Source organism: Tsuneonella litorea (assembly GCF_025154015.1).
Taxonomy (GTDB): Bacteria; Pseudomonadota; Alphaproteobacteria; order Sphingomonadales; family Sphingomonadaceae; genus Tsuneonella; species Tsuneonella litorea.
The window spans coordinates 119,924-146,466 of sequence record NZ_JAOAMV010000002.1; the positions used below are offsets into that span (position 1 = coordinate 119,924).

General features: G+C 64.3%; 21 protein-coding genes. 11 read left to right on the top strand and 10 right to left on the bottom strand.

Annotation, left to right across the window (positions count from 1 at the left end):
* Positions 1-355: 355 nt before the first annotated feature.
* Together N0B51_RS04045 and N0B51_RS04050 are read right to left on the bottom strand one after the other, a co-directional pair.
* The gene (locus N0B51_RS04045) at positions 356-2,731 is read right to left on the bottom strand and encodes an EAL domain-containing protein (RefSeq protein ID WP_259960943.1); all 2,376 of its coding nucleotides are present in this window, start codon (positions 2,729-2,731) and stop codon (positions 356-358) included.
* 445 nt (positions 2,732-3,176) lie between these two features.
* Complete coding sequence (locus N0B51_RS04050) at positions 3,177-3,989, bottom strand: outer membrane protein assembly factor BamD (protein ID WP_259960944.1); 813 nt, start codon at positions 3,987-3,989, stop codon at positions 3,177-3,179.
* A 244-nt stretch (positions 3,990-4,233) separates the two neighbouring features.
* Between N0B51_RS04050 and N0B51_RS04055 the strand changes: the two genes are divergently transcribed.
* The 4 genes from N0B51_RS04055 (at position 4,234) to N0B51_RS04070 (ending at position 7,776) form a co-directional block, all read left to right on the top strand.
* Positions 4,234-4,398 (top strand): Flp family type IVb pilin, encoded by a 165-nt coding sequence (locus N0B51_RS04055; RefSeq protein ID WP_259960945.1) that lies wholly within the window; start codon positions 4,234-4,236, stop codon positions 4,396-4,398.
* An 84-nt stretch (positions 4,399-4,482) separates the two neighbouring features.
* Positions 4,483-4,659 carry a Flp family type IVb pilin gene (locus tag N0B51_RS04060; RefSeq protein ID WP_259960946.1) on the top strand — a complete coding sequence of 59 codons (177 nt, stop codon included), beginning with the start codon at positions 4,483-4,485 and terminating at the stop codon, positions 4,657-4,659.
* 236 nt (positions 4,660-4,895) lie between these two features.
* Positions 4,896-6,971, top strand: a complete 2,076-nt coding sequence (locus tag N0B51_RS04065) for a hypothetical protein (RefSeq protein WP_259960947.1) — start codon at positions 4,896-4,898, stop codon at positions 6,969-6,971.
* A 4-nt stretch (positions 6,972-6,975) separates the two neighbouring features.
* Positions 6,976-7,776 carry a hypothetical protein gene (locus N0B51_RS04070; RefSeq protein WP_259960948.1) on the top strand — a complete coding sequence of 267 codons (801 nt, stop codon included), beginning with the start codon at positions 6,976-6,978 and terminating at the stop codon, positions 7,774-7,776.
* A gap of 13 nt (positions 7,777-7,789) precedes the next feature.
* On the opposite strand, the gene lepA is transcribed toward N0B51_RS04070, so the two are convergent.
* The 3 genes from lepA to N0B51_RS04085 form a co-directional block, all read right to left on the bottom strand.
* Positions 7,790-9,607, bottom strand: coding sequence for a translation elongation factor 4 (gene lepA, locus N0B51_RS04075; protein WP_259960949.1), 1,818 nt, complete (start codon positions 9,605-9,607; stop codon positions 7,790-7,792).
* A 45-nt stretch (positions 9,608-9,652) separates the two neighbouring features.
* Positions 9,653-11,845, bottom strand: coding sequence for an EAL domain-containing protein (locus N0B51_RS04080; protein ID WP_259960950.1), 2,193 nt, complete (start codon positions 11,843-11,845; stop codon positions 9,653-9,655).
* Positions 11,846-11,918: 73 nt separating this feature from the next.
* Positions 11,919-14,474 carry an EAL domain-containing protein gene (locus N0B51_RS04085; RefSeq protein WP_259960951.1) on the bottom strand — a complete coding sequence of 852 codons (2,556 nt, stop codon included), beginning with the start codon at positions 14,472-14,474 and terminating at the stop codon, positions 11,919-11,921.
* A 338-nt stretch (positions 14,475-14,812) separates the two neighbouring features.
* On the opposite strand from N0B51_RS04085, the gene N0B51_RS04090 reads away from it, so the two are divergent.
* The 3 genes from N0B51_RS04090 to N0B51_RS04100 are packed head-to-tail and all read left to right on the top strand — an operon-like array spanning position 14,813 to position 18,671.
* Positions 14,813-16,501 carry a PHA/PHB synthase family protein gene (locus N0B51_RS04090; RefSeq protein WP_259960952.1) on the top strand — a complete coding sequence of 563 codons (1,689 nt, stop codon included), beginning with the start codon at positions 14,813-14,815 and terminating at the stop codon, positions 16,499-16,501.
* Positions 16,502-16,524: 23 nt separating this feature from the next.
* On the top strand, positions 16,525-17,355 hold the full coding sequence (locus N0B51_RS04095) for an alpha/beta fold hydrolase (protein ID WP_259960954.1): 831 nt from the start codon (positions 16,525-16,527) through the stop codon (positions 17,353-17,355).
* Positions 17,355-18,671, top strand: a complete 1,317-nt coding sequence (locus N0B51_RS04100; protein ID WP_259961463.1) for an FAD-dependent oxidoreductase — start codon at positions 17,355-17,357, stop codon at positions 18,669-18,671. Before N0B51_RS04095 ends, N0B51_RS04100 begins: the two co-directional genes overlap by 1 nt.
* A gap of 123 nt (positions 18,672-18,794) precedes the next feature.
* Here the strand turns inward: N0B51_RS04100 and dnaN are convergent, their stop codons facing one another.
* The 4 genes from dnaN to N0B51_RS04120 all read right to left on the bottom strand — a co-directional run bounded on the left by dnaN (position 18,795) and on the right by N0B51_RS04120 (position 22,655).
* Positions 18,795-19,922, bottom strand: coding sequence for a DNA polymerase III subunit beta (gene dnaN, locus N0B51_RS04105; RefSeq protein WP_259960956.1), 1,128 nt, complete (start codon positions 19,920-19,922; stop codon positions 18,795-18,797).
* A gap of 184 nt (positions 19,923-20,106) precedes the next feature.
* The gene (gene fabG, locus N0B51_RS04110; RefSeq protein WP_259961465.1) at positions 20,107-20,859 is read right to left on the bottom strand and encodes a 3-oxoacyl-[acyl-carrier-protein] reductase; all 753 of its coding nucleotides are present in this window, start codon (positions 20,857-20,859) and stop codon (positions 20,107-20,109) included.
* A complete protein-coding gene (fabD, locus tag N0B51_RS04115) occupies positions 20,859-21,797 on the bottom strand; it encodes an ACP S-malonyltransferase (RefSeq protein WP_259960957.1) in 939 nt (312 codons plus the stop codon). Before fabD ends, fabG begins: the two co-directional genes overlap by 1 nt.
* 27 nt (positions 21,798-21,824) lie before the next feature.
* The gene (locus N0B51_RS04120) at positions 21,825-22,655 is read right to left on the bottom strand and encodes an LD-carboxypeptidase (protein WP_259960958.1); all 831 of its coding nucleotides are present in this window, start codon (positions 22,653-22,655) and stop codon (positions 21,825-21,827) included.
* Between the two features lie 62 nt (positions 22,656-22,717).
* Between N0B51_RS04120 and N0B51_RS04125 the strand changes: the two genes are divergently transcribed.
* On the top strand, positions 22,718-24,136 hold the full coding sequence (locus N0B51_RS04125; protein WP_259960959.1) for a glutamate ligase domain-containing protein: 1,419 nt from the start codon (positions 22,718-22,720) through the stop codon (positions 24,134-24,136).
* A 3-nt stretch (positions 24,137-24,139) separates the two neighbouring features.
* Here the strand turns inward: N0B51_RS04125 and N0B51_RS04130 are convergent, their stop codons facing one another.
* Positions 24,140-25,108, bottom strand: coding sequence for a DUF808 domain-containing protein (locus tag N0B51_RS04130; protein ID WP_259960960.1), 969 nt, complete (start codon positions 25,106-25,108; stop codon positions 24,140-24,142).
* Positions 25,109-25,301: 193 nt separating this feature from the next.
* On the opposite strand from N0B51_RS04130, the gene rpsF reads away from it, so the two are divergent.
* Genes rpsF through rplI form a run of 3 tightly spaced genes read left to right on the top strand, consistent with a single transcriptional unit; the run spans position 25,302 to position 26,516 of the window.
* Positions 25,302-25,667, top strand: coding sequence for a 30S ribosomal protein S6 (gene rpsF / locus N0B51_RS04135; RefSeq protein WP_259960962.1), 366 nt, complete (start codon positions 25,302-25,304; stop codon positions 25,665-25,667).
* Positions 25,667-25,891 (top strand): 30S ribosomal protein S18, encoded by a 225-nt coding sequence (gene rpsR, locus N0B51_RS04140; RefSeq protein ID WP_067679293.1) that lies wholly within the window; start codon positions 25,667-25,669, stop codon positions 25,889-25,891. The genes rpsF and rpsR overlap by 1 nt, the downstream gene beginning before the upstream one ends.
* A gap of 13 nt (positions 25,892-25,904) precedes the next feature.
* A complete protein-coding gene (gene rplI / locus N0B51_RS04145; RefSeq protein ID WP_259960963.1) occupies positions 25,905-26,516 on the top strand; it encodes a 50S ribosomal protein L9 in 612 nt (203 codons plus the stop codon).
* Positions 26,517-26,543 lie beyond the last annotated feature (27 nt).

Genomic DNA, 26,543 nt, shown 5'->3' on the forward strand with positions numbered 1-26,543 from the left:
GCGTCGTGAGAATGAGCGCACCAGGGGAGTTCGAGCACTCCGGTTGCCCCGCGCAACGAGGCGGGCCAACGCTTCGTTCCCCATGTCGAGGCGCTCAATTTATCCAATGTCGGCGGATAGTTACAAATTGCGGGCCGGCGCCTTGGCGGGCCGGGTCGCTGGCGAATTTGGCGCAGATACAAAAAACCCCGGCGGTGCCGGGGCTTTCCGTAACTTGTGTTAGGGGATCAACGGCCGCCGAGGAACCACTCGACCCACTCCCAAATCGAAGCAACGAAAATCGACATGACCAACTCCTGTAGCAACCCAATGTGCTAACAGGCATGGTTAACAGATCGTATGGTTAATGCAAGATTTAAGCTGCTCGGGACTTGGCCTCTAGTTGTTCAAGCAACCGGTCCATTCCCACGGCCCTCGAAAAGTAAAAGCCCTGGGCGGCGTCGCATCCCAGTTCGGTGAGCATCCGCGCCACCGCATCGTCTTCCACCCCTTCCGCGACGGCATACCGCCTCAGCGAATGGATCATGTCGATCGCGGTCTTCACGAGCGTGCGATCTTCTTGCGAATGGGCCATGTTGGCCACGAAGCTCCGGTCGATCTTTACCTCGTCACTCGGGATCTGCCGCAAATAGTGCAGCGATGCGTGCCCGGTGCCGAAATCGTCGACCGACAACCTGACTCCCAGTCGCTTGAGCTCGGCGAGTATTTCGCCCGCTACCCGATCGTTCTCGATCGGCGCGGTTTCGGTGATCTCGAGCACGAGCTGGCCGGCGGGAAAGCTATGCTTGGCGAGCATCATTGCCACGTCCGAGGCGAATCCCGGGTCGCGCAGGTCCAGCGCCGAGATGTTGACCGCGACCGCAAATCCAGGCTCGACCTCGATCGCCCGGCAAGCCTCGTGCAGCGCGTTGTCGAGTACGAACCGGGTAATCATCTCGATCCGGTTGTGCTCTTCTGCATAGGCGACAATCTCGGACGGCTCGATCGGGCCCCGCAGTGGATGCGTCCAGCGCACGAGAGCCTCGGCGCCGACGATCTTGCCGGTCCTGAGCGAAATCTTCGGTTGGAAGGCAACCTTGATGTCCCGGTTGCGGATCGCTTTCTCCAATTCGGAGAAGAAATGCAGTTTCCACGTGCGATCCTCGCCGATGTCCGAGTCGCTGATGACGAACACCGATCCATGATGCGCCGCATCCTCCGCGCACTGGATCGCGTTTTCCGTGCGCTCGCGGAGCGTCATAAGGTAATTGGTGTCGAGTCCAATCGAGGTCGCCATGTCCGGCGCCTGCGAGCCAACCGTGATGCTGGTCCGGAACACCGCATGCAATCCGCGCAGGTGTCCGCCGCGGTCGCTTTCGTGAATGCGGTCGCGCAGCCAGACCAGGGTGTCCTTGTGAAAGGCGAATTGCGATCCGCCCTCTGCCGACCGCAGCATGTCCTCGGCCTTGACCAGCAGTTCGTCGATTTCCTTCGGAGAGAGGCACGCGCTGATGGTCGCAAAGTTGCGGATCTTCAGCGCAATGACATCGCATTCGGGGGCGATTTCGGATGAATGCAAGTGCTCGATCCGCACCAGCCCGGTTTCGCCCCGATAGGTGGAGTTGGCGAGGCTGCGCAGGCGCACCGCTCCTATCGCCAGGCACAGCAGCGCGCTCATCACCGCCATGTGGATCGACGCCAACTCGAGCAGCGCCTGGGCTGCGAGTATGACCGAACCCAATGCCAGTGCCGAGCGGCGCGAAGGCATGCGCCGGCGCGCCTGGTACAGAATGAACAGCGCCACCAGCAGGAACGGCGGAAGCCACCCAAGGTCCACCGGCACACGTTCGCGCAGCGTCTGGGCACCCAGGGCATGGATCTGCGCGCCCGCCACCATGCCGCGCCAGGGGATCACGTACAGGTCTGGCGATGTCCGGTTTGCCGGGGCGATGATCACGTCCTTGCCGGCGAACGTCGATGCAGGCACTCGTCCTTTCAGCACGTCCACATAACTCAGCATGGGAATCGTCTTGAAATCGATCGAGAGGTCGGGCCGGTAGATCGTGTCGCTCATGTCATCGACCCCGGCCAGCTCCGCCGAGATCGAAGGCACCCGCTTGCCGAGGATTTCCGAGCTTGTCGGAAGGCCCCAGGAAAGACCGAAGACGCGCTGCTTCCCGTACATCGAAACCATCGGCGCGCGTCCCCGGAAGCGTGGGTGGGTAAGCAGTTGCGCGGTGCCACCAAAACCACTCTTGATCACGGGGGTCGAACCGATGAACACCCGACCCTCGTGGCGTTTGAGAGACGCGAGGAGCTTGGCATCTTCTTCGCTCGACGAGATGTCCGAATAGGATCGGTCGAACACGACGCGCATTGCCCCGTGCGCGAACAACCCATCGACGAGCCGCGCATCGTCCCCGCGCAGCGGATCGCGGGTCCCCAGTTCGTCGAGCGAACGGTCGTCGATCATGACGAGTACCGTCTGTCCGTCCGCGGGACGCAGGCGCACGGTATCACGGCCCAGGCGAAAAATATCTTCCAATGGCATCGGAACGTCGAGCGTCCCGGAAACCAGCCCGATTGCTATCGCCCAAAAGGCAATTCTGCGCCGCGCGCTTTCGGGCCGGCGGGCCTTCTTGCCCTTTCGGGAGAACCAGCCGCGCACGCGCGCGAAAATCCCCGCGCGCGTAGCCCCATCGCCGCCCGTCACGCCATGGTCTTCACCTTCAAGTACGCGATCAGGCGGCACGCCGCCTCCTTTTCCTTGCAGCCAGGAAGATCGCTATCGGAGCAAATCGAAAAGAAATCGTAACCCTGATTGCGGGTTAACGCCTGGTCCCAGGCCCGGTCGCGCAAATTCCGCGCCGGGCAATGGTTAACGCGGTAAGGTTTCGAGTCCCGATCTTTACCTGTCGCAGCGGATCAGATCGCTGCACTCAGGCCGCTCGGTGGCCGGCTGCGCTCGCGCAAAATAGTGAATGCATCCAGTATGATGCGCCCGCGAAATCGCGTTGCATAGGGCCCGGGATGGGCAAGCCGCATCGAACGCTATGCACTGTTCCAAGTGTCACGCCTTGCGCCGAACGGGCATCGCGCGCGCCTTTCAATTCTTTCCCGTCAGGGTTTCCGCGCGGTTACTACAGAGCGCGAAATAAATCGGCACGCGGCGACTTGCGGCGGAAAGAATCGAGTGGTCAACCGGCCGTGACGCCCGGCGCTCGCCGCTGCACCAGCTCATAGGCTTTCTGGTACCATTCGCTGCCCGGATAGTTCGCGCCGAGCACGGCGGCGTTCTTTACGGCCTCCTTGGGCACGCCCAGGGCGAGGCTGGTTTCGACGAGGCGGTAGAGCGCTTCGGGGGCGTGACTGGTGGTCTGGAAGTTCTCGACCACGTTCTGGAAGCGGATCTGGGCCGCAAGCCAGTTGCCGCTGCGCTCGTACCAGCGGCCGATCTCCATCTCCTTGCCCGCGAGGTGGTCTTCGACGAGGTCGAGCTTCAGCTTGGCGTCGCTGGCATATTCGGTCGCCGGATACCGACGGATCAGCTCCTGCAGCGCGGTGCGCGTCTGCTCGGTCACCTTCTGGTCGCGCGTTATGTCGCTGATCTGCTCGTAATAGCTGATCGCGATCAGGTAGTAGGCGTAGGGCGCGTCCTTGTTGCCCGGGTGGATCGACAGGAAGCGCTGGGCGCTTTCAATCGCCTTGTTGTAGTCGGCAGCGACGTAGTAGCTGAATGCGCTCATCAGCTGCGCGCGGCGAGCCCAGGGCGAATAGGGATGTTGCCGCTCGACCTCGTCGAACAGCGCCGCGGCGACCTTGGGCTGGCCGCGGTCGAGCCGGCCCTTTGCCGCGGCGTAAAGCGATTCCACGTCGCGGGCGACGTAGGCCGTGTCCCGCACGTTCCCCTTGCCGGCACAGGCCGAGACTGTGAGCGAAGCGCCAAGAACGATGGCGGCGAACAGGCGCCGGGCGTTCGGCCGGAACGAAGCGGATGTGCGGGTCTGCATGAGCCGGGCCTATAACCGGGCGCTGCGTGAACGCAAAGTGAAGTTGGGCGCTTGTACGCAGGGCGTCTGCAGCCGGCTTCGCCATCGCCCGCCGCTCCCGGGCGCACGCTCCGCCAGCCCCCGATTCATATTCACGCCCCGCGCCGTCCTGTCTCGGCACGGGCCCGCCAAAGGCGTTGTTCGCCGCGGTCCCGCCGCCTAGCCCGGCAGGACTGACCCCAAGCCCTTCTCCGGAGAAACCGACATGATCCGCTGCATCCTGGAAGACACGAGCGGAACATCGGCAATCGAATATTCGGTCATCGCCGCGTTGGTTTCGGTGGCGAGCATTGCCGCGTTCATGATGCTCGGCCAAGCCACCGAGAAGCAGTTCCAGACCGTCGAAACCGCCTACGCCAAAGCGCGGTGAACGACTGTTAAGGACGCTTCGCAACGCCTGGGAAACCGCATCGGGATACCTCGAAGTCACCAGCTGATCGAGGACGCGAGACCGATGAACCTGACGCACCGCCTGATCCGCCCCATCCTCCGGGACGAGACCGGCGCGACGGCAATCGAATATGGCCTTATCGTCGCGCTGATCGGCATCGCAATGACGGTCGCCCTGGCGAACGCCGGCAACAGCCTGTCATCGACGATGAATGCGGCAAAGGTCGGCATGGGGGGCTAAGACGCGAGGCCCTCGATGATCGACCAAGCGGCTTGACCCGGTTCCATCGGATCACGGGATCAAGGTCCCGCTGATCTCGGCATTGACCCCCGCTGCGCGGCAATGCATTTTCCCCGGGAGGGGGAATGCGACGCAATGCTGTGTGTTTCCGAAAACTCGCTTCAGGCATTCGAGGCAAGCGCCTTCAGATCACTGGCACCCCGGATCGACGCGTGGCTCGCGGGCCAGCACCCCCAATGGACCGCGGCATCCGCGCCCTCGAGGGAGCGGCAGCTCGACCAGTTCATTCATCGCGCGCAAAGATCCGGGATGCGAACGGAGCGCGATTTCGCCGTCTTCGCTCACCTTTGCGTAACGGCGGGGCCCGACTGGGAAAGACTGATTACCAGCGGCGAACTCGGCGCGGTTCTTGCCGATGTCCAATGGGAACCCGAGGCCAAACTGCTTGCGTTCGACGAGGCGGTCACCAAGGCGCGGGAAGGCGCATGACCGGGCCCGCATATCGCCCCCTCAACTCGGTGTCGCTGCTTGCGATGGATGCGGGCCTGGGATCGAAGCCGGCGGGAGGAACGATCGCCCCGTGTCCCGATAAATCGGGTTCCGCCGCGTCCAGCGGGGGCGCGGGCGGGAACAAGGCAAAGCCCCTGGAATACTGCGACATCAAGATGTTGCGCCTGGCGCTGACCGCCCAGGACAAGACCGCCACCATCACGATTGACCGAAACCGCCGGGTAGAGGGCGTCGCCCCCAACGTGGCCAGCGCATATCGCGGCCTCTTGTCCTCATACGATCTGGTAATCGAGGCCTTGAGCGACGTGCGGGACGAGACGGAGCAGGCAGGGCGCAGTTTCGTCAGCTCTGACTGCCGCCCACTCGAGGTCACGGCGACGGCGCAGAACTCGGTGTCGCATACGAGCTTTGCGCCGGCCCACCCACACGTCGAACTGCAAACCAGCAACTACATGCTTGTGCAATCGGATGGCGGTGCGCCGGTCAAGGCAACCTATTTCGCCCCGCGGGAATCGATGATCGGCGGATCCGCATTCGGGTGGCTGTGCCCGCACAGCCGCGAGCGGATCCGCGAATATCCGGTCTGGGCCAGATCCTGCGGAAACCTGCCCATCCCGCAGAAGCCCATCACCTCGCTGTCGGCGCGCCTGGTCGTGCTTCCCTACGAAGAGAACACGATCGAGATCGGCGCACCGGCAAAAGTCGAATATTCCAAGGAATCGACGGGCATGACCGGGGAGAAGGACGGCGACAGCAGCCGCTCGGTAACCCGCACGACGACCGTCATGAAACGCACCGGGAACTCGGCTTCGACAACCAAGACCGAAGCGATGGAAACCCCGAGCGGATCGCAGAGGACGCGCGTCACCCAGACGAATACCACTCTGGAGCCACACCTGCTGTTGACCGATTCCAAATCGGTATCGACGATCAAGCAAAGCTGGAACGGCAAGAAGACTGGCAAGAAGTCAAGCAAGGACTGGGACGCCCGCAAGGTTACCGTCAAGCGAAAGATCGGCGGCATCGAGAGTACCTTCAATGCCGGCTCGACGATCAAGAAGATCGACGACACAATTGAAGCGATACTCGCGGTCAAGGACGTCGCCGACAAGGTCCAGGCCGTCTTCAAGTCGGTGAAGATCGGGTGGAGCTTCTCGGTCGGATACGAACTGCTCGTCGGCAAGCTTGCCCTGTCCTGGGGCAATCGCTGGCCTTCGGCCTGGGCAGAAGACAATCGTATCTATTACGTCGAACGTTATTGCAGGGTCACGGGTACCGTCGAACCGATAAACGGCAACGTCACGGGCTTCTTCGGCTTTGCGGTCGATCCGTGGTACGCCCCGGTCTCGATCGAGATCGGCGCCTATCTGGAGCTGAAATTCGAGAGCAAGATTTCCGGGAACAACACCCTGGCGTGGACGAACCCGAACGGTAGCGTGGCGCTGAAGCCTTACAAGTTCGACGCTAGCGGAAAATTGTCGGCTGAAGCCGGGGCTAAGGCCAATGGCCGGGCGTTCGGCTATTCGGTGACAAGCCGCTTCGCAGTCGAGGGCGAGGCCAATCTCACTTTCGATGGCGCCGTTGGAGGCGGAGAAGCGTTTTACCTGCGAAGCTCGCTCGTCATCGGGAAGGAAAGCGATACGCAGGGCGGAAAGCGGCTCGACGCCATCCGTCTCGTCGGCGAGGTCATCTGCACGGGGCGCACCATTCGCCGCCACCAGATCGAACCGATCGGCCTCGTCAAGGGCGGAAAGGTGTGGGAAGATTATTACCACTGGGGTGAAAAACCCCGCGAAGGATAACCCAATGGAAGCGTTCGGTCTGGATGTCCGGTTCGGCAGGGCAATCGCCGCCCGGGTCATGCTCAACGGAATCGAAGTGGGAGGCAAGGAACCGGGTGACATCGTCGCCCAGTCGCTCGCCCTACAGCATGATGTCATGCCCGGCGAAAACCGGATCGAGATCCACGTCGCCACGGCCGGAATACCGTTTGACGCGGGGACCCGCCAAATTGACGGGAATCCCGAAGAATTCTTCGTGGAAGCGACCCTCGAACGCGACACGATTCGCGAACTCGCTGACCGGTACGAAATCACGACGGAGGAAATCGAACACCGGCAATGGGAGCCTTCGTCCCCCATCACCCTGCCCCACCGGATCGAAATCAGCTTCACCGCCCCGGTGACCGTTTCGCGTCCGGCCTGGCTCGATGCCGATCCTGTAGAACCCGAACGGGCGCGGGGTGAAGCAGCGGGGGTTCTCGACCAGTTGCGCGAAGCACTCGTCGGAGGACACTACGCAGCGTTTGAAGAGATGATGCGCATCCGGAACGCGGATTTCGCCCGGGCGTACCCGGCATCGGGCAATGCGGATCAACGTGCGGCGGACGATGGCGCTATGCTCGCCCAGCTGCTCGGTCCTGACCCAAGCGTCGCGCCGGTCGATCCGGCGAACCTGAAACTCGTGGGCGAGGCGGGCGGACGCCTGGTGCGGGTCCACCGCGCGGAGGGGGCGGGCGCCTTGCTGGCAAGGGGAGTCGACGGGGCGCCGGTCGAAATCGAAATTGCGTTCTCGAAACTTGGTAACCGGCTCGTTCCCGTGCGCTGACGGGCAATCGGGCCTACTCTTCCCCCATCCGCAGCGCCGCGATGAATGCTTCCTGCGGGATGCTCACGTTGCCGTACTCGCGCATCCGCGCCTTGCCCTTCTTTTGCTTCTCCAGCAGCTTCTTCTTGCGCGTGATGTCGCCGCCATAGCACTTGGCGGTCACGTCCTTGCGCAGCGCGGCGATGGTTTCGCGGGCGATCACCTTGCCGCCGATCGCGGCCTGGATGGGGATCTTGAACAGGTGGCGGGGGATGAGATCCTTCAGCCGTTCGCACATCCCGCGACCGCGCGCCTCGGCGACGCTGCGGTGCACGATCAGCGACAGCGCGTCGACCGGCTCGTTGTTGACGAGGATGTTCATCTTCACGAGATCGCCTTCGCGCAGGCCGATCTGCTCGTAGTCGAAGCTGGCATAGCCGCGGCTGATGGACTTCAGCCGATCGTAGAAATCGAACACCACTTCATTCAGCGGAAGCTCGTAGGTCACCTGCGCGCGGCCGCCCACATACGTCAGCTCGCGCTGGATGCCGCGCCGGTCCTGGCACAGCTTGAGGATTGACCCCAAGTACTCGTCGGGGGTGTAGATCGTCGCCTTGATCCACGGTTCCTCGATGCTCTCGATCCGGCTCGGGTCGGGATAGTCGGCGGGGTTGTGGAGCAGGATCTCGCGCGCGTCCTCGGTCTTCGATGCGCGAAGCTGGATGCGGTAGACGACGCTCGGCGCGGTGGTGATCAGGTCGAGGTCGTATTCGCGGCTGAGGCGTTCCTGGATGATTTCCAGGTGGAGGAGGCCGAGGAAGCCGGCGCGGAAGCCAAAACCGAGCGCGGCGCTGCTCTCCATCTCGTAGGAGAAGCTCGCATCGTTCAGGCGAAGCTTGGCGATGCTCTCGCGCAGCTTCTCGAAGTCTGCCGCGTCGACCGGAAACAGGCCGCAGAACACCACCGGCTGCACTTCCTTGTACCCGGGCAGCGCCTGGGTCGCCCCGCCCTTCACGGTGGTGATCGTGTCGCCGACGCGCGCCTGTTCGACTTCCTTGATCTGCGCGGTGATGAAGCCGATCTCGCCCGGACCGATCTCGGGCAGGTCGACACGCTTGGGGGTGAATGCGCCCACGCGATCGATCAGGTGATCGGTGCCGCCTTGCATAAACTTGACCTGCAGCCCCTTCTTGATGACCCCGTCGATCACGCGGACAAGGATGACCACGCCGAGGTAGGGGTCGTACCATGAGTCCACGAGCATGGCCTTGAGCGGGGCCGAACGGTCGCCCTTGGGGGGCGGAATCTTGGCCACGATCGCCTCGAGCGTGTCCTCGATGCCGATGCCGGATTTCGCCGAGGTCAAGACGGCCTCGCTGGCGTCGATGCCGATGATGTCCTCGATCTCGTGCCGGACTTTTTCCGGCTCGGCGGCGGGCAGGTCGATCTTGTTGATCACGGGGACAATCTCGTGGTCATGCTCGATCGACTGGTAGACGTTCGCGAGCGTCTGCGCTTCGACCCCTTGCGCGGCGTCAACGACGAGGAGAGCGCCCTCGCACGCGGCCAGGCTACGGCTGACCTCGTAGGCGAAATCGACGTGGCCGGGCGTGTCCATGAGGTTGAGCTCATAGGTCTCGCCGTTTCGCGCGGTATAGTTCAGCCGAACCGTCTGGGCCTTGATGGTGATTCCGCGCTCACGCTCGATGTCCATGTTATCAAGGACTTGCTCGCTCATCTCGCGGTCGGTCAGCCCGCCGGTGGCCTGGATCAGCCGGTCGGCTAGCGTGCTCTTCCCGTGGTCGATGTGCGCGATGATGCTGAAATTGCGGATATGCTGAAGGTCGGTCATTTGCGCCGCCCTTAGCCGCGTGGACGCATCCTGTCAGCAGACCGATTATGCAGCCTTGTGAGTATTCGCCAGATCAACCTGAAGGAAGTGGGGCTTCGAGGAGGCCACTTCGGGCCTGACGGGCGGCAGGTACGATCCCGGCGGCAGGGCCGCGAGCGGCATTCCGGCGGCCGCCAGCGCGTAGGGGCTTATCCGGTGGCGGGTGCACAACCCGTCGGCGCCGTCGCTGATGAGCTTCTGCTCAAACTCGAGCCCTTGCGAATATCCCTCGCTGCGCACCACCTCCGCCACGACCAGCTGCCCGCCCCCTAGGTCGAGGACGAGGGAGGTGCCGAGTGGCACGTCGAGGAGTCCCTCGATCCCGGCGCCCGATTTCGAGAGATTGCGCATGACCACTTCGTATCGATGGTCCTCGTGGATCACACCAACCTTGCGATAAGTCGATCGCCGGTCGGCGCGATGCTTGGCGGGGCCTTCAGGGTCGAACTTCAGGCCGCCCTGCTCCAACCGCTCGAGCAAGGCCTGCTGCGAGAGCGCCTTGGAGAAGATATAGCCCTGGATGTGGCTCGCGCCGAGCTGCGTGACGGTCGCCAGTTCGTCCATCGCCTCGACCCCTTCCGCGACGGTTTCCATCTTCAGCGCGCGCGCCAGACTGACGATCGCCGTGATGATCGCGGCGTTGTTGTTATCCTCTTCGTTGAGGCCGGATACGAAGCTGCGGTCGATCTTGATCTTGTCGAGCGGCGCGCTGCTCAGGTAGCCGAGCGAGGAGTAGCCGGTCCCGAAATCGTCGAGTGCGAGGCGTACGCCCATCTTCTTGAGCGCCTTGAGCATGGCCCCGGTGCCCTGCGGATCACCCAGGAACACGCTCTCGGTGATTTCCAGCTCGAGTCTGGCGGGATTTAATCCCGTCTTGTCCAGCGCCGCCTTGACCACCTTGGGCACGTCGGTGCCGGAAAACTGTATCGCGGAAACGTTGACGGCTACCCGCAACGTTTCGGGCCAGGCAGTCGCCTCCTCGCAGGCCCGGCGCATGACCCATTCGCCCAGCGAATTGATCAGGTTGGTTTCCTCGGCGACGGGCACGAATTCGGCAGGGCTGATCCACCCGCGCTCGGGGTGGTTCCACCGAACGAGGGCTTCGAGGCAAGTAACGTTGTGGTCTGAGGTGCGTACGATCGGCTGATAGTTGAGCTCGAGCTGATCGGTCTGGATCGCATCGCGCAGGTCTTCCTCGATCTGGCGGCGCAGCCGTGCCCCGTCCTTGAGTTCGCTCGAGAAGAACCGGTACTGGCCCCGGCCGCCGCCCTTGGCAGCATAGAGGGCGAGGTCGGCGCTGCTGACCAGCTCGTCGGCGTCGATCCCGTCGTACGGGGCAATGGCAATCCCCACCGATGTCCCGATGATCGCGCGGCTGCCGTCGAGCGAATAGGGCTGCGAAACCATCTGGATGACGCTGTTCGCGATCTCGCCCAGCCGTCCCCGATCGTCGATATCGGGCAGCATGATCTGGAACTCGTCGCCGCCGAGCCTTCCGATTTCTCCGCGCCCGCCCACGATCCGTTCGATTCGCTGGGAGACCTGCTTGAGGAGCTCGTCCCCCGCAGGGTGTCCGAGTGTGTCGTTGACAGCCTTGAAGCGATCGAGGTCGAGCATCATCAGCGCGCAGCTGCGCTTGGCCGCCTTGTAGGCGGTAAGCGTGGCCGTCAGGCGCTTGGTCATGCGATGCCGGTTGGCAAGCCCGGTCAGCGAATCATATTGCGCAAGCCGCGAAGCGTCGCGCTGGCTCTCGCGGGTCGCGGTGATATCCTTGGCGCTGCCACGGTAGCCGAGGAATTCTCCGTCCTCGTCGTACTGCGGCTTCGCGTTGATCGACCACCAGACCTCGCGATCCTCGACCGCCAGGCGAACGGGAAGTTCGAAGATCGAATTCTTGGCGCGCAGTTGAAAGGCAAGCGGCCGCTCGGCGCGACTGTCGTCCTCGTCTCGTTGGGGAAGGAACAGCGCCGAAAGCGGCGTTCCCATGATATCGTCGGTGGAGCGGCCGATCTGCTGAGCAGCACTCGGAGACAGGTAGTTCAACGCGCCCGAAGCATCGCTTGCCCAGAACCATCCAAGGCCGGCCTCTTCGATCTGTTCGAGCAGCGCCAGGCGGCTGGCGGCATCCGACGCGCCCGCAGCCTGCGAACGGTCGGGGCGGTCGCCCACCTTGCGTGCAAAAATCCCGTTGAATGCCATGCGCTGCGTCAGCTTTCCTTCGCTGTCAGTCTTCCGGGTTACAAGGATTGCCTAAAACATCGGTTAACCGAGATCAGGCTGTCCTGCGCATTTGGGGTCGGTGCGCCGACGGGCTTTCACTCGCCAGTGCCACGAACATTCCCGACGCATTCCGTTCCAGCCGGGTTGCGAATTCCACCCCGATCCGGTCCTCGGTCGACCACCGCGCGGTTGCCGTGACCGAGGCTGAATCGCTCAAGGCAACCCGGAAGATCGTGCCCACCGGCACGTTCCAGAGCCCTTCGATCAGGGCGCCCGTCTGCGACAGGTTGCGGATGGTGCCATTGTAGTACTGGCCCTGGTGCTCCAGAACGACCTTGCGAAGCACGGAATGGCGGGCGGCGCGGGCAGACCGCGGCCCCTGGGCGACTGCGGTTAGACCGGTACGCAGCCGGTCGGTGGCGGTCGCCGCGTCCAGAGGCCGCTCGTAGATGTAGCCCTGAATGTGGCTGCAGCCGAACATCCGTACCATGTCGAGTTCGTCGAGGGTCTCGACGCCTTCGGCCGTGGTATCCATGCCGAGCGCCTGTGCCAGGCTGGTGATAGCCGCGATGATTGCACCGTTTCGGCTGCCCTCCTCGGTCGCCCCGCGGACGAAGCTCTGGTCGATCTTGATCTTGTCGAACGGCGCCTTCTGCAAGTAGCCGAGCGAACTGTAGCCGGTCCCGAAGTCGTCGAGAGCCAGCCGCACGCCGACATTCTTGAGCGCGGCGAACATGGCGTCGGTGTCTTCGTCGCTGTTCAGGAACACGCTTTCGGTAATTTCCAGTTCCAGCCTGGCCGGGTCGACCCCAGCGGATTCCAAGGCTTTGCTGACGATGGTCGGAAGTTCCGGGTTCGCGAACTGGAGCGGCGAAACGTTGACCGCGCACCGAACGTCGGTCGGCCAACGGGCGAGATCCGCGCACGCGGTTCGAATCGCCCATTCGCCGATCAAGCCGATGAGGCCGGATTCTTCGGCTATCGGAATGAACTTGGCAGGACTCATCCATCCGGTAACAGGGTGGTTCCAGCGCAAGAGAGCCTCGAAACCCGCGATCTTCTCGGTCGCGGTGCTGACCACGGGCTGGTAATAGAGCTCGAGCGCGTTGCCTGCGATCGCGTCGCGCAGGTCCTGCTCGAGACGGCTTCGTTCCTCCGCGCGCGAATGCAGGTCGGGTGCGTAGAAATGCAGCCTTCCGCGCCCGCCGTCCTTGGCCGCGTACAGCGCCAGGTCGGCGTTGCGGATCAGCGCCTCGCTGGTCGTCCCGTCGTCGGGCGAAACCGCGATGCCGATCGAAGCGCCGATCATAACGCGATGCCCCTCGACCGAATACGGCTGGGACAGCGAGGAGATGATCTCCTGCGCCAGCGCCCCGATCTGACGCCGGTCCACCCGCCCCGGGACGATGACCTCGAACTCGTCGCCGCCGAGCCTGCCGACGCGCCCGATCTTGCCGACCGCCCGCTCGAGCCGCTGGGCCACCTGCTTGAGAAGGGCATCGCCCGCCGGGTGACCGAGCGTGTCGTTGACGTGCTTGAAGCGATCGAGGTCGAGCAGGAACACCGCGCAGTCCCGATGCATCTCGAGCGGAGCGGCGAGGATTCTTTCGAGGCTTTGCGACATCTGGAAGCGGTTCGCGAGGCCAGTGAGTGAATCGAAGTGCGCGAGCCGCGAGGCGTGCTCGGCACTCTTTCGCTTCTCGGTAAGGTCCGTGCCCGATCCGCGGAAACCGCAGAAGTTGTGGAAGTCGTCGAAAATCGGCCGGCCGGCGATCGACCACCAGCGCTCTTCCTCGGCATTGGCCCGTACCGCAAGATCCGTGAAGGCCGAGCGGGCGGACAGATGAAACAGCAGGGTCCGCTCGCCGTCGCGGTTGTCGTTGTCGAGATCGAACAGGTCAACGAAGGGCCGGCCGTCGAGCTCTCCCCTCTCGCGACCGAGCGCACGCGCGACGCTTGGAGACACATAGGTCAGCTGGCCGCGCCGGTCGGTTTCCCAGAACCATCCCTGTCCGGTATCCTCGTACTCGCGCAGGATGTTCTCGGCACGTTGCTGTCTGCGGACGAGCAGCTGCTGGCGCTCCCGTTCGTGCTGGCTGATCCGGGTCTGGTAGCGCGCGATCAGAACGAGGACGAGTGCGGCGGCGCAGGTGGCACCGATTGCATGGGCCGAGCGGTCGAACAGGGCATAACCCAGCCAGCAGGCAGAATGACCGGCAAAGATCAGGCCGATGCGGTTGCCGAGCAGCGCCGTCGATACCGCGGTGAGCGAAATGAGTGAGGCGACGCCCCAGTGATAGTCCAGCGCGCCGTCAACCATCCAGTAGGACAGCGCGAGAGCCGTCAGCAGGATCGGCAGTACGGTCGCGCAGAATACCACCCCCAACTGTCGCAACGACCGGCGCGGCAGGCTTTCCGCCAGTCTGGAAAGATCGGAAGCATAGGACAGGATGGCGACCGCCCCGAGCGCGGCTGCAACCGATGCGATAGGCGGAATGGAACTCCCGGCCACCGCCGAGAAGGTCATGGCGGCGACGATGAAGATCGACACCCGACCCCAGTAACGCGGGATATGAGAGCCCTGAGCCGGGTTGACGGTTTCGGCCAATGTCGCGTCCGTGCGCGACGCCCCCCGGCGCGGGACAGGCGTGCGGACGACGCGGACCGGCGTGCCAGCATTCGCGCCTACAGGCCCGGGCATAGACCCGTGGTCTTCGGCGGCCCTTTCGGCGTCCGGTTGCGGCTCCAGCATGACTGCCTTGTGCCGCAACCGCTTTGAAAATGTATTAAATCGGGCATCCGCGCAGACAACGCGAGGCCGCCGATCCACGGCCGGCGGGTGCTTAACGTCGCCTCGATCGTGCGAGCAGGGCCCGCTTGCCAATGCCCGCCCCCCCGTGCATGACCCGGTGAACTCGGAATTCATCGTCGGGGGGAGAAACGTCGATGGGCACGCGATTAGAAGAGGAAGCCGCTCAGTCCACGACGGCGCTCGGCCCGATGGTCGGGCTCGTGCGCGAGGATTTCGCGGGCGCGATCGCCCTGCTGCTGCGCGAAACGGCGAGCGATCCGCAGCGCACCATGCGCCACGCCCAGTCGATGGGCGAGGACATGATCAAGATCATGACCGGGCAGAGTGATCTGGCCCCCGATCCCAAGGACAAGCGGTTTCGCGACCCCGCCTGGCAGTACAATCCGTTCCTGCGGGCGGGCGCGCAGTATTATCTCGCGGTCCAGAAGGGCATGAAGAACTGGCTCGCCGATCTCGAGCTCGACGCGATCGAGCGCGACCGGGCCAACTTCATCAGCCAGATCATCATCGACGCGCTTGCCCCGACCAACACGCTGTGGGGCAATCCGACCGCGCAGAAGCGCCTCGTCGACAGCGGCGGGCTGTCGCTCGTCAAGGGTCTGAAGAACGCCTACAACGACATCGTCCACAACAAGGGCATGGTCAGCCAGGTCGACAAGCGCCCGTTCAAAATCGGCGAGAACGTGGCGACCACCAAGGGTTCGGTGGTGCTGCGTACCGAGATGATGGAGTTGATCCAGTACGCTCCCACGACGGACGAGGTCTTCGACGTTCCCCAGCTCACCATCCCGCCCCAGATCAACAAGATGTACATCAACGACCTCTCTCCAGAGAAGTCGGTGGTCAAATACCAGCTCGACAACGGCATCCAGACCTTCGTCATCAGCTGGAAGAACCCGACCAAGGATCAGGGCACCTGGGGCATGGCGGATTACGTCGCCAGCTGTCACGAAGCCATGGAGGCGGTGTCGAAGATCACCGGCAGCAAGAAGGTCAACGTTTCGGCGGGTTGTTCTGGCGGACAGACCGCAGCGGTCCTCGCCAGCAAGCTTGCCTCCGAAGGCAGCGACCTTCTCGGCACCCTGACCCTGATGGTCTGCGTGCTGCACCCGCAGCAGGGGGACATCGAGGCCGGTTCGCTGATGACCAACAACGGCCTTGAACTTGCCAAGAAGCGCGCGGCGAAGGCGGGGATCATCAAGGGCGACGATCTTTCCCGCGGGTTTGCCTGGCTACGACCCAATGACCTGATCTGGAACTACGTGATCAACAACTACCTGCTGGGCGATGATCCACCGGCATTCGACGTGTTGTTCTGGAACGCCGATGCGACAAACCTGTCGGCGACGCTCATGGGCGATTTTCTGACCTTGTTCGAAACGCTCGCGTTCACCAGGAAGGGCGAGGTCGAGATCGCCGATCATATGCTCGACCTGTCGAAGGTCGATGCCGACCTGTTCATCCTCGGCGGGGTGACCGACCACATCACGCCGTGGCGGGCGACCTACCGGTCGACGCAGCTGTTCGGCTCGAAGGACGTTACCTACGTGCTCAGCCAGTCGGGCCACATGCAGGCGATCCTCAATCCGCCGGGCAACCCGAAGGCGAAATATTACGTGCAAAAAGGGGGCGGCGCGCTTCCCCCGACGGCCGAAGAATGGCTCAAGCAGGCAGAGGAAACCGCGGGCAGCTGGTGGCCGTTCTGGATGCACTGGGTTCAGGAACGTTCAGGCAGCAAGATAGCAGCCCCCAAGAAGCTGGGAGGGAAAGGATTCGAACCGCTGGATCCCGCGCCCGGCCTCTACGTTCTCGAACAAGCCTGAAGGACCGAAGCTTGCCCGACCCGATGAAGACCGCGAACGTCCGCACGATCACCGTGGGCGGACGCACCTTGCGCGTGGCGACCTGGCGGCTTGACGCGCCGTCCGACAACCTGCCGTTGCTGTTCTTCAACGGCATCGGCACCAATATCGAAGCTGTCGCCCCTCTTGCCGAGGCGCTCGACGACCGTGGGTTCGTGATCTTCGATATGCCGGGGATCGGGGAATCGCCCGAACCCGTCGTCCCGTACAACCCGTTCACCATGGCCTGGACCACGGCTCGGCTGCTCGACGAACTCGGCATCGACAAGGTTGACGTGATGGGCGTGAGCTGGGGCGGAGCCATGGCGCAGCATTTCGCGCTGCAGCACGGCGAACGGGTGCGGAGGCTGATCCTGTGCGCGACGAGTGCCGGGATGGTCATGGTGCCCGGGGCGCCCAAGGCGCTCAGCAAGATGGCCAACCCGCGCCGCTTCGTCGATGCGGCTTTCATGCAGAAGCATTTCACCACGCTTTACGGCGGCGGCCTCGGCAGCTCGCCCGATCGCGCGGCCCACATGGCCCGCCTCAAGCCGCCGAGCACACGCGGTTACCTTTACCAGCTCCTCGCGATGATGGGCTGGACCAGCGCCCCCGCCCTTCCCTTCCTCCGAAAGCCCACGCTGATCATGATGGGTGACGAGGACGCGATTGTCCCTCTGGCCAACGGCAAGATCCTCCACGGCCTGATTCCCGGCAGCGAGCTGGAAATATTCGAAGGCGGCGGCCACCTGTTCCTTCTCAGCCACCGCGAACAGTCGGTCAGTTGCATGCGCGCGTTCCTGAACCGCGAGGACGCGGTGAAACAGGCCGCATGATCCGCCACCTCGCGATCGTCGGGTCCGGCCCAGCGGGGTACTATACGGCCGAGGCCGCGCAGAAGCAGTGGGGCGACGCGGTCCGCGTCGATGTTTTCGACACTCTCCCGGTGCCCTACGGCCTGATCCGGACGGGCGTCGCCCCCGACCACCAGTCGATCAAGGGGGTGAGCAGGCGATACGAGGCGACCGCGCTGTCGGACAATGTCCGGTTCGTCGGCAACGTCACCATCGGCAAGGACCTGACTGTCGAGGAACTGCGCTCGCTCTACGACGCGGTCGTGTTCGCCACGGGCGCGCCCCACGACAAGCAGCTTGGAATCCCGGGGGAAGACCTCGCGAACGTCCATGGCAGCGCGGCGTTCGTTGGCTGGTACAATGGCCATCCGCAATTTGCTGCGCTCGACCCCGATCTTTCCGGCCGCAACGCGGTCGTGATCGGCATGGGCAACGTCGCTCTCGACGTCGCGCGCATCCTCTCGAAGACCGAAGAAGAGTTCTCCGGCAGCGACATCGTCGCCCACGCGCTCGAGGCCCTGCGGAAATCCGGGATCCGCACGATTACCATCGTCGGCCGCCGCGGTCCGCACCAGATCATGATGACGCCGAAGGAGCTGGGCGAGCTCATGCATCTCGAGCGCGCAAGCCCGCGCGTCGATCCGGCCGACCTTCCCGAAGAGGCGGAGGACGCGTTTCTCGAGCCCGGCCTGCGCAAGTCGGTCACGCTTCTGCGCAGCTTCGCGGCGATCCCCGAGAGCGAGCGTGCCGACAAGCCGGTGGAGATCGACTTCGACATGTTCGCGAGCCCCGTTCGCCTCGTCGGCGACGGCAAGGTCGCGGGCGTCGAGGTCGAACGCACAACCGTCGAGGCCGGGCGGGCGATCGGGACCGGCGAAACCTACGTAATTCCGGCCGACCTCGTGGTGGCGTGCATCGGCTATCGTTCGTCGCCCATCGATGGCGTGCCGTTCGATGATCGCCTCGGGCGATTTGCCAACGACGAGGGGCGGATCATACCCGGTCTCTATGCCGTCGGCTGGGCGCGGCGCGGTCCTACCGGCACGATCGGCACCAACCGCCCGGACGGCTTCGGGGTGGTCGAAAAGATCGCCGAGGACTTCGCGAGCGGCGCGCTGGGCAATTCGGCGAAGGAGGGACGTTCCGGATTCGACCGCCTCGCAGAAGCGCGCGACCTCGACATCGTCACTTTCCGAGACTGGAAGAAGATCGAGGAGGCCGAGGCCAGGGCCGCGCGCGAAGGCGCCCCCCGCGAAAAGTTCGTCGATGTCGAAAGCATGATCCGCGCGCGGGAATAGGTCCGCCGCGAAACGTGCCTAATCCTGCGACAGGAACGTTCGCCGTAAGAAGGGCTGCGACAAGGGTGGCTCCGCCGCCGAAGAGTGCGGCGAACGCATCGATCGAACGCGAGCCGGCCGGGCTCAGACCCGCATCGGCATCAGGACGTAGAGAGCCTGGCTCTTCTCGTCCTGGCGGATCAGCGTCGGCGCGCCGGGATCGGCCAGGTGCAGTTCGACCGTATCGCCGTCGATCTGGTGCAGGATGTCCTTCAGGTAATTGGCGTTGAAACCGATTTCCATCCCGTCGGCGCGATAGTCCGCGGGGACTTCCTCGGCGGCGGTGCCATTGTCCGGGCTGGTGACCGAGAGCGTGACCTTATCGTTCTCGAGGCCCATCTTCACCGCGCGGGTCTTTTCGGTCGCGATGGTGGCGACGCGATCGACGCCCTCGTAGAAGGACTTGGGATCGAGTTTCAACAGCTTGTCGTTACCCGTTGGAATGACGCGTGAATAATCGGGGAAGGTACCGTCGATCAGCTTGCTGGTCAGGACCACCCCGCCCTCTCCGCCGAGCGTGAAGCGGATCTTGCTCGCCGAAAGGTCGATCTGGACGTTCGCGTCGAGTGCTTCCTCGAGCAGCTTGCGCAGTTCCGCTACCGCCTTCCGCGGGACGATCACGTCGGGCATCCCCTCGGCGCCATCGGGGCGCGGGATGGTGAACCGGGCGAGCCGGTGGCCGTCGGTCGCCGCGGCCTTGAGCACGGGCTGCTCCTCGTCCGAGACGTGGAGGAAGATGCCGTTGAGGTAGTAGCGCGTCTCTTCGGTCGAGATCGCGAACCGGGTCCGGTCGATCAGTTCGGCAAGCGTCTTGGCCGGAAGCTCGAAGCTGGTCGGCAGGTCGCCCTCGACGATTACCGGGAAGTCGTCGCGCGGCAGCGTCGGCAGCGAGAAGCGGCTGCGCCCGGCCTTGACCGTCATCCGGTTGTCGGCGGTCTCGAGACTGACCTGGCTGCCCTCGGGCAACTTGCGGGCGATGTCGAACAGCAAATGCGCCGAAACGGTGATCGCGCCGGGGCTCTCGACCGAAGCGGCGGCCATCTGCTCGACCACCTGGAGGTCGAGATCGGTCGCCATGACCTTGAGGCTTCCGCCGTCAGAGGTATCGATCAGGACGTTCGACAGGATGGGTATGGTGTTGCGGCGCTCGACCACCGACTGGACGTGGGACAGGCAGCGCAGCAGCGTGGCGCGTTCGATGGTGGCCTTCATCGGTCTTACTCTTACCCCTCTCGCGCGCCAGTCAGCGAAACCGGGGCCGGAATCGCCCCGGGAGACGGCAACAGGCGCCGGAAATACGTCGAATTATCCTTAGCGGTGAGGTCGCTTGGGGCAAGCAACAAGGCGGCGGGCCGCCGATTCGGTGTGGATAACGCTGTTCAAGCGCGCATCGCCGTCACGACAGCATCGCCATGCCGCCGTTTACGTGAAGGGTCTGGCCGGTGACGTACCCCGCCTCCTTCGACGCAAGATAGGCGACCGCTGCCCCGATGTCGTCGCCTTCGCCCATCCGTCCCATCGGTATGCGCGCGTTGAGCGCCTCCTTCTGGGCATCGGGCAAAGTGTCGGTCATCGCCGTGCGGATGAAGCCCGGCGCCACGCAGTTCACCGTGATCCCGCGGCTCGCCAGTTCCTGGGCCAGCGCCTTCGACATTGCCGTGAGACCGCCCTTGGCGGCGGCGTAGTTGGCTTGTCCCGGATTGCCGGTCGCTCCGACGACGCTGGTGATCGTCACGATCCGGCCGAACCGCGCCTTCATCATCGGCTTGGCCGACGCGCGCATGAGCCGGAACGCGGCTTCGAGGTTGATGCGGATGACCTGGTCCCACTCTTCGTCCTTCATCCGCATCGCCAGGTTATCGCGGGTGATGCCGGCATTGTTGACGAGAATGTCGAGCTTGCCGAACGTGTCGATCGCGGCGGGGACCAGTTCTTCGACCTGGACCGTGTTCGACAGGTCGCAGGTAATCTCGACGTGATCGCCCCCGATCTCGTCGTTGAGCTGTTCCCGGAACGAGCGAAGCTTGCTCGAATTGCTTCCCGACAGTGCGATCCGCGCGCCTTGCCGCGCCAGCGCATAGGCGATCGAGGATCCGATCCCGCCGCTTGCGCCGGTGACCAGTGCGGTCATTCCCGAAAGGTTGAACATCATCCGATCTCCTTCGCCAGCGCCTCGATGTCGTTGATCGTCACCACGCTCGTCACCCTTGCCTCGCCGTCGATACGCCCGATCATCGGCCCGAGCACCTTGCCGCCGAGTTCGACGAAATGCTCGATGCCCGCCGCGCGCATCGCCAGCACGCTTTCGCGCCAGCGAACCCGGCCGCAGACCTGTTCGACCAGCAGCCGCTGCTCCTGCGAAGGATCGGTCACGGCGGCCGCTGTCACGTTCGCGTATATGGGCAGGCGCAACGCAGCGGGCGGGGTCGCCTCCAGCGCATCGGCCATCGCATCGGCTGCCGGCTGCATCAGGTCGCAGTGGAACGGGGCCGAGACGGGCAACAGGACCCCCCGCTTGATGCCGTGATCCTTGACCTGCGCCACGGCACGCTCGATCGCCTCGCGGTGGCCCGAAAGGACCACCTGGGTGGGATCGTTGTCGTTGGCGACCTGGCACACCTGCCCCTGGGCGGCCGCGTCGGCCAGTGCCTGCGCCTTCTCGAGATCGGCGCCCAGCAGCGCGCACATCGCGCCGACGCCGACCGGTACTGCCGCCTGCATCGCCTGTCCGCGTAGCTTGAGCAGCCGGCCGGTGTCGGACAGCGAGAACGCTCCGGCAGCGCAGAGCGCGGTGTACTCGCCGAGTGAGTGCCCCGCGACGCAATCCGCGACCGAAGCAAGGGTTATGCCGCCTTCCTTCTCGAGCACGCGCAGCACGGCGATCGCATTGGCCATGATCGCGGGCTGGGCATTTTCGGTCAGCGTCAACTGGTCCTCGGGACCTTCGGCCATGATCGCCGACAGCTTCTGTCCCAGCGCGTCATCGACTTCCTCGAACACCTCGCGCGCGGCGGCGCTCGCCTGCGCAAGATCGACGCCCATGCCGACCTTCTGGCTGCCTTGACCGGGGAATACGAACGCTCTCATGGGATGGCTCTCCTTTGCGGCCCGCGCCTATGCGTCCGTCCGTTTCGCGGCAACCCCGAAGGGCACTATCCTGTTGGACGAACAGTGGCCGATCTCGGCCCGGCCGAGATAAGGGATACCCGTCCGCCCGCACCAGTAGCGCGCGATGTCCTCCGCCCCGCGGCCGAACGCCCGGTCGTTTTCGGGCACTTCACTCACTTCGCCAAGGCGGAGGCCAGCAATATCCTTCAGCGTGTGGGTCACGTGGAAAAAGAGACGATCGACCGCATAGAGGTGCTCGGCCACCTCCTCGACCATCACGACATGGCCCGAAAGGTCGGGAAGAAGATCTGTCCCGGTCAGCATGGCAAGGGTCATGAGATTGAAGGCCACCGCGGGGCGATCGTCCGTCGCGGGTTCCAGCCCCTGGCTCAGATCGCCCGCGAGATAGCCGAGCGCGCGCCGGATCGCTGTCTCCCCGCCATCCCGGCGGACATCCACCGGCATCGGCCCGTGCACCGGCCTGCCCATCCCCGCGCGGTACAGCGCTGCAAGAAGATAGCCGTTATCCGAATAACCGAGGAAGGTCTTGGCGCCGCCCGCGGAATCGAGGCCCTCGACCGCACGCCCGGCGATCGCGTTGGACCCGTAGCCCCCCTTGGCGAACCAGACGGCAGCGGCCGCCGGGTCGTTGGCGCACTCGAGAAACGCGCTCAGGCGTTGCTGCTCGCTCCCCGCGAAGTGACCTTCCGACAGGAAGCATTGCGGATGGAAATCGAGCGCCAGCTGCGGGAATTCGGCGGCGGCGATGCGGGTCACCGCCTCGGCGTCATCGCGGGTGATCGGCGTCGCTGGCGCGCAGATGGCGATACGGGTCATCACCGCCGCTCTAGCAGTGCTTCACATTGTGGTCAGCCCCGACTAGGCATCGCAACCGCACCATGGACACCCCGATCGATCCCGCCGCCCGCCCCTGGTTCTTCTGCGGAATCGGAGGGTCCGGAATGCTGCCCCTCGCGCAAATCGTGCACGGGCTCGGCGGAACCGTGGCGGGGTCCGATCGCAGCCACGACCAGGGCCGGACGCCGGCCAAGTTCGAGTGGCTGGACAGGCACGGGTTTGCGCTTTTCCCCCAGGACGGTAGCGGGGTCACCAGCCCCGACCAGATCGTGGTCGCGAGCGCCGCTGTCGAGGACAGCGTCCCCGAAATCGGCAAGGCGCGCGACCTCGGATGCCGCCGGATGAGCCGCGCCGAGCTTAACGCGGCGCTGTTCAATGCAGCCGGGACCAGCGTCGCAATCGCGGGGACCAGCGGCAAGTCGACCGTGACGGCCATGATCGGATGGATTCTTCACGCCGCCGGGCGCGAACCGACGATCATGAACGGCGCGGTGATGAAGAACTTCGTTTCCGAAGAGAACCCCTTCGCCAGCGCCCAGGTCGGCGGCAAGGAGCTGTATGTCAGCGAGGTCGACGAGAGCGACGGCTCGATCGCGCTGTACCGGCCGACTGTGGGTGTGCTGCTGAACGTCAGCCTCGATCACAAGAGCATGGACGAGCTGCGGGTGCTCTTTGCCGATTTTCTCGGTGCCTCGGAAGCCGTCGCCGTCAATTCCGACGATGACGAGGCAATGGCGCTCGCCGGCAATCAGAAACGAGTGATCACGTTCGGAATCGATTCGGACGACGCCGACATATCGGTCGATCCGGCCACGGTGACCTCGGCCTCGTCCTCGATCGCAGCGACGGTCACCGACCGCCGCGACGGGTCGCGCCATCCGCTCGCGCTGGCGATGCCGGGACTCCACAACCTGTCGAACTCGCTCGCCGCCATCGCCGGCGCCAGCGCGGTTGGCATCCCGGTCGACCAGGCCGTCCGGTCGCTGGCGAGTTTCGCCGGGCTCGCGCGGCGGTTCGATGTCATCGGCACCAATCATGCGGCGATCACCGTCATCGATGATTTCGGGCACAATCCCGAGAAGTGCGCCGCGACCCTGCGGACGCTGCGCCAGCATCCGGGCCGGATCATCGCGTTCTTCCAGCCTCACGGGTTCGGGCCGCTGCGGCAGATGGGAGCCGAACTCGCCGAAACCTTCGCGCGCGAACTTTCGCCCGGCGATCGCGTATTCATCTCGGATCCGGTCTACTACGGCGGCACCGTCGATCGTTCGCTCGGCGCCGATCGGGTCGTGCGCATGATCGAGGACGCAGGGGGCCAGGCGGACCATATTCCGACCCGAAAAGCCGTTGCAGACCGGATCGCGATGCTGGCCGGCCCGGGCGACCGGATTGTCGTGATGGGCGCGCGCGATGACACCCTGACGGACTTTGCGCGGGAGCTGTTCGCGCGCCTGTCGTGACGATCAATGGGGCCCGGCGTTCTCGCCGTCATCGTGACCCACGCGCAGGACCTTGTGGACGATGACCACGATCAGGCTGCCAAGCAGCAGCCCAAATGCCGCAGAGAATGCAGCATAGGCCAGCCAACCGAGGACACCTGACAGCGCGCCGCTCGCCCGCTCGACGAAATTCTGCGCCGCATGGGCGAGGTCGGCGAGTGCATGGAGGCCAAGCTCGTGCAGGCTGTGGATCAGGATGCCGCCGCCCACCCACAGCATCGCGATCGTGCCGATAAACGAAAGCGCGACAAGAACCTTCGGCATGGATCGCACGAGCATGCAGCCAACAGCTTGCACGCGCGGCGATTCGCGACCAGCGAGGTGCAGGCCGACGTCGTCCATCTTCACGATGATCGCCACGGCGCCGTACACGATGAGCGTGATGGCGACGGCAACGGCGGCAAGGGCGGCCGCCCGTGTCCAGATGTTGTCTGTCAGGGCGGCAATCTCATTGAGCGAGATCGCCATGATCTCTGCCGAAAGGATCAGGTCGGTGCGGATCGCGCCCGAAATCCGCTGCTGCTCGAACTTCGCAGGGTCCTCGATCACGTCGTCGAGGGTCTTGCCATGCTTCTCCCCGCCAAGTTTCTCGATGATTTTCTCGGCACCCTCATAAGACAAGTAGCTGCCGCCGAGGATCAGGATGTAGGTGATCGCTTCGGGCAGGAACCAACTCAGCAACAACGCGCCGGGGAGCAGAAACAGCAGCTTGTTCTTTAGGCTCCCCGTCGTGATCTTTGCGATGATTGGCAGCTCGCGTGCCGGGTCGATGCCGGTGACATAGGTGGGCGCGACAGCCGCGTCGTCGATCACGACGCCGGCAGCCTTCGAGCCGGCCTTTCCCGCGGCAACCCCCACGTCGTCGATCGATGCTGCGGCGACCCGGGCGATCACCGAAATATCATCGAGCAATGCTACAAGTCCGCCGGGCACGCCATTCTCCCTTTTTCGCGGGCCGTGCCCGTCTGTTCGCAGACGCACAAGGCTTGCTTTTGTGCCCGATCCCGCTATGTGCGCGCCTTCGCTGCCCCCAAGTCGATTGGCCGGCAGGGATGGAAGAAAGCCGGAGGGGCCCCGTCATCCGGACGGACAAGCCAGCGATCGGCACCAACAAAGGACGTGCGCTATGGCTCTTTACGAGCACATTTTTCTCGCGCGCCAGGACCTGAGCCAGGCTCAGGTCGATGCACTGGCCGCGACGGCCACCGAGATCGTCGAGAAGCTCGACGGCAAGGTGACCAAGACCGAGACCTGGGGTCTCAAGAACCTCGCCTACAAGATCGACCGCAACCGCAAGGCGCACTTCGTCCTGCTCAACATCGAGGGCCCCGGCGCCGTCGTCGCCGAGCTCGAGCGCCAGACCCGGATCAACGAAGACGTGATCCGCTACATGACCGTCCGCGTCGACGAGCATGAATCCGGCCCGAGCGTGATGATGCGCAAGGGCGACCGCGACCGCAAGTCGCGCCGCGACCGCGAGGAGCGTGACTGATGGCCCGCCCGTTTTTCCGCCGCCGCAAGTCCTGCCCCTTCTCGGGCAAGAACGCGCCGAAGATCGATTACAAGGACGTGCGCCTGCTGCAGGGCTTCATGTCCGAGCGCGGCAAGATCGTCCCGAGCCGCATCACCGCCGTTTCGGCCAAGAAGCAGCGCGAACTGGCAACCGCGATCAAGCGTGCCCGCCAGATCGGCCTTCTGCCGTACATCGTGAAGTAGGAGGAGAGACGACATGGATATCATTCTCCTCGAACGCGTCGCCAACCTTGGCGGCATGGGCGATGTGGTAACCGTCAAGGACGGCTACGCGCGCAACTTCCTGCTGCCGCAGAAGAAGGCGCTGCGCGCCAACGAAGCGAACCGCAAGGTCTACGAAGCCAACCGCGAGCGCCTGGAAAAGGAAAACGCCGAGCGCCGCACCGACGCCGAGAAGGCGGGCGAGAAGCTCGACGGGACCGAGATCGTGCTGATCCGCTCGTCGTCGAACGCCGGCCAGCTCTACGGCTCGGTCAACGTGCGCGATGTCGTGCAGGGCCTCGAGGCTGCCGGTCACACGGTCGACAAGCGCCAGGTCGTCATGGGCCATCCGATCAAGATGCTCGGCGTCCACTACGTCACCATCTCGCTGCACCCCGAGGTGCAGGTCACGATCAAGGCCAACGTCGCCCGTTCGGACGACGAGGCCGAGCTCCAGCGCCAGGGCGTCGACGTGATCGGCGCGATGGCCGAGGAAGAGCGCAGCGAGAGCGAAGGCTTCACCGAAGCGGTGGACCCGACCCTCGAGCCGGGCGAAATCCCCGCGGACCTCATCGAAGAGCGCACGGAAGCCTCGGACGAAGCCTGACGCCAAACGCTCTTTGCGAACGCATAA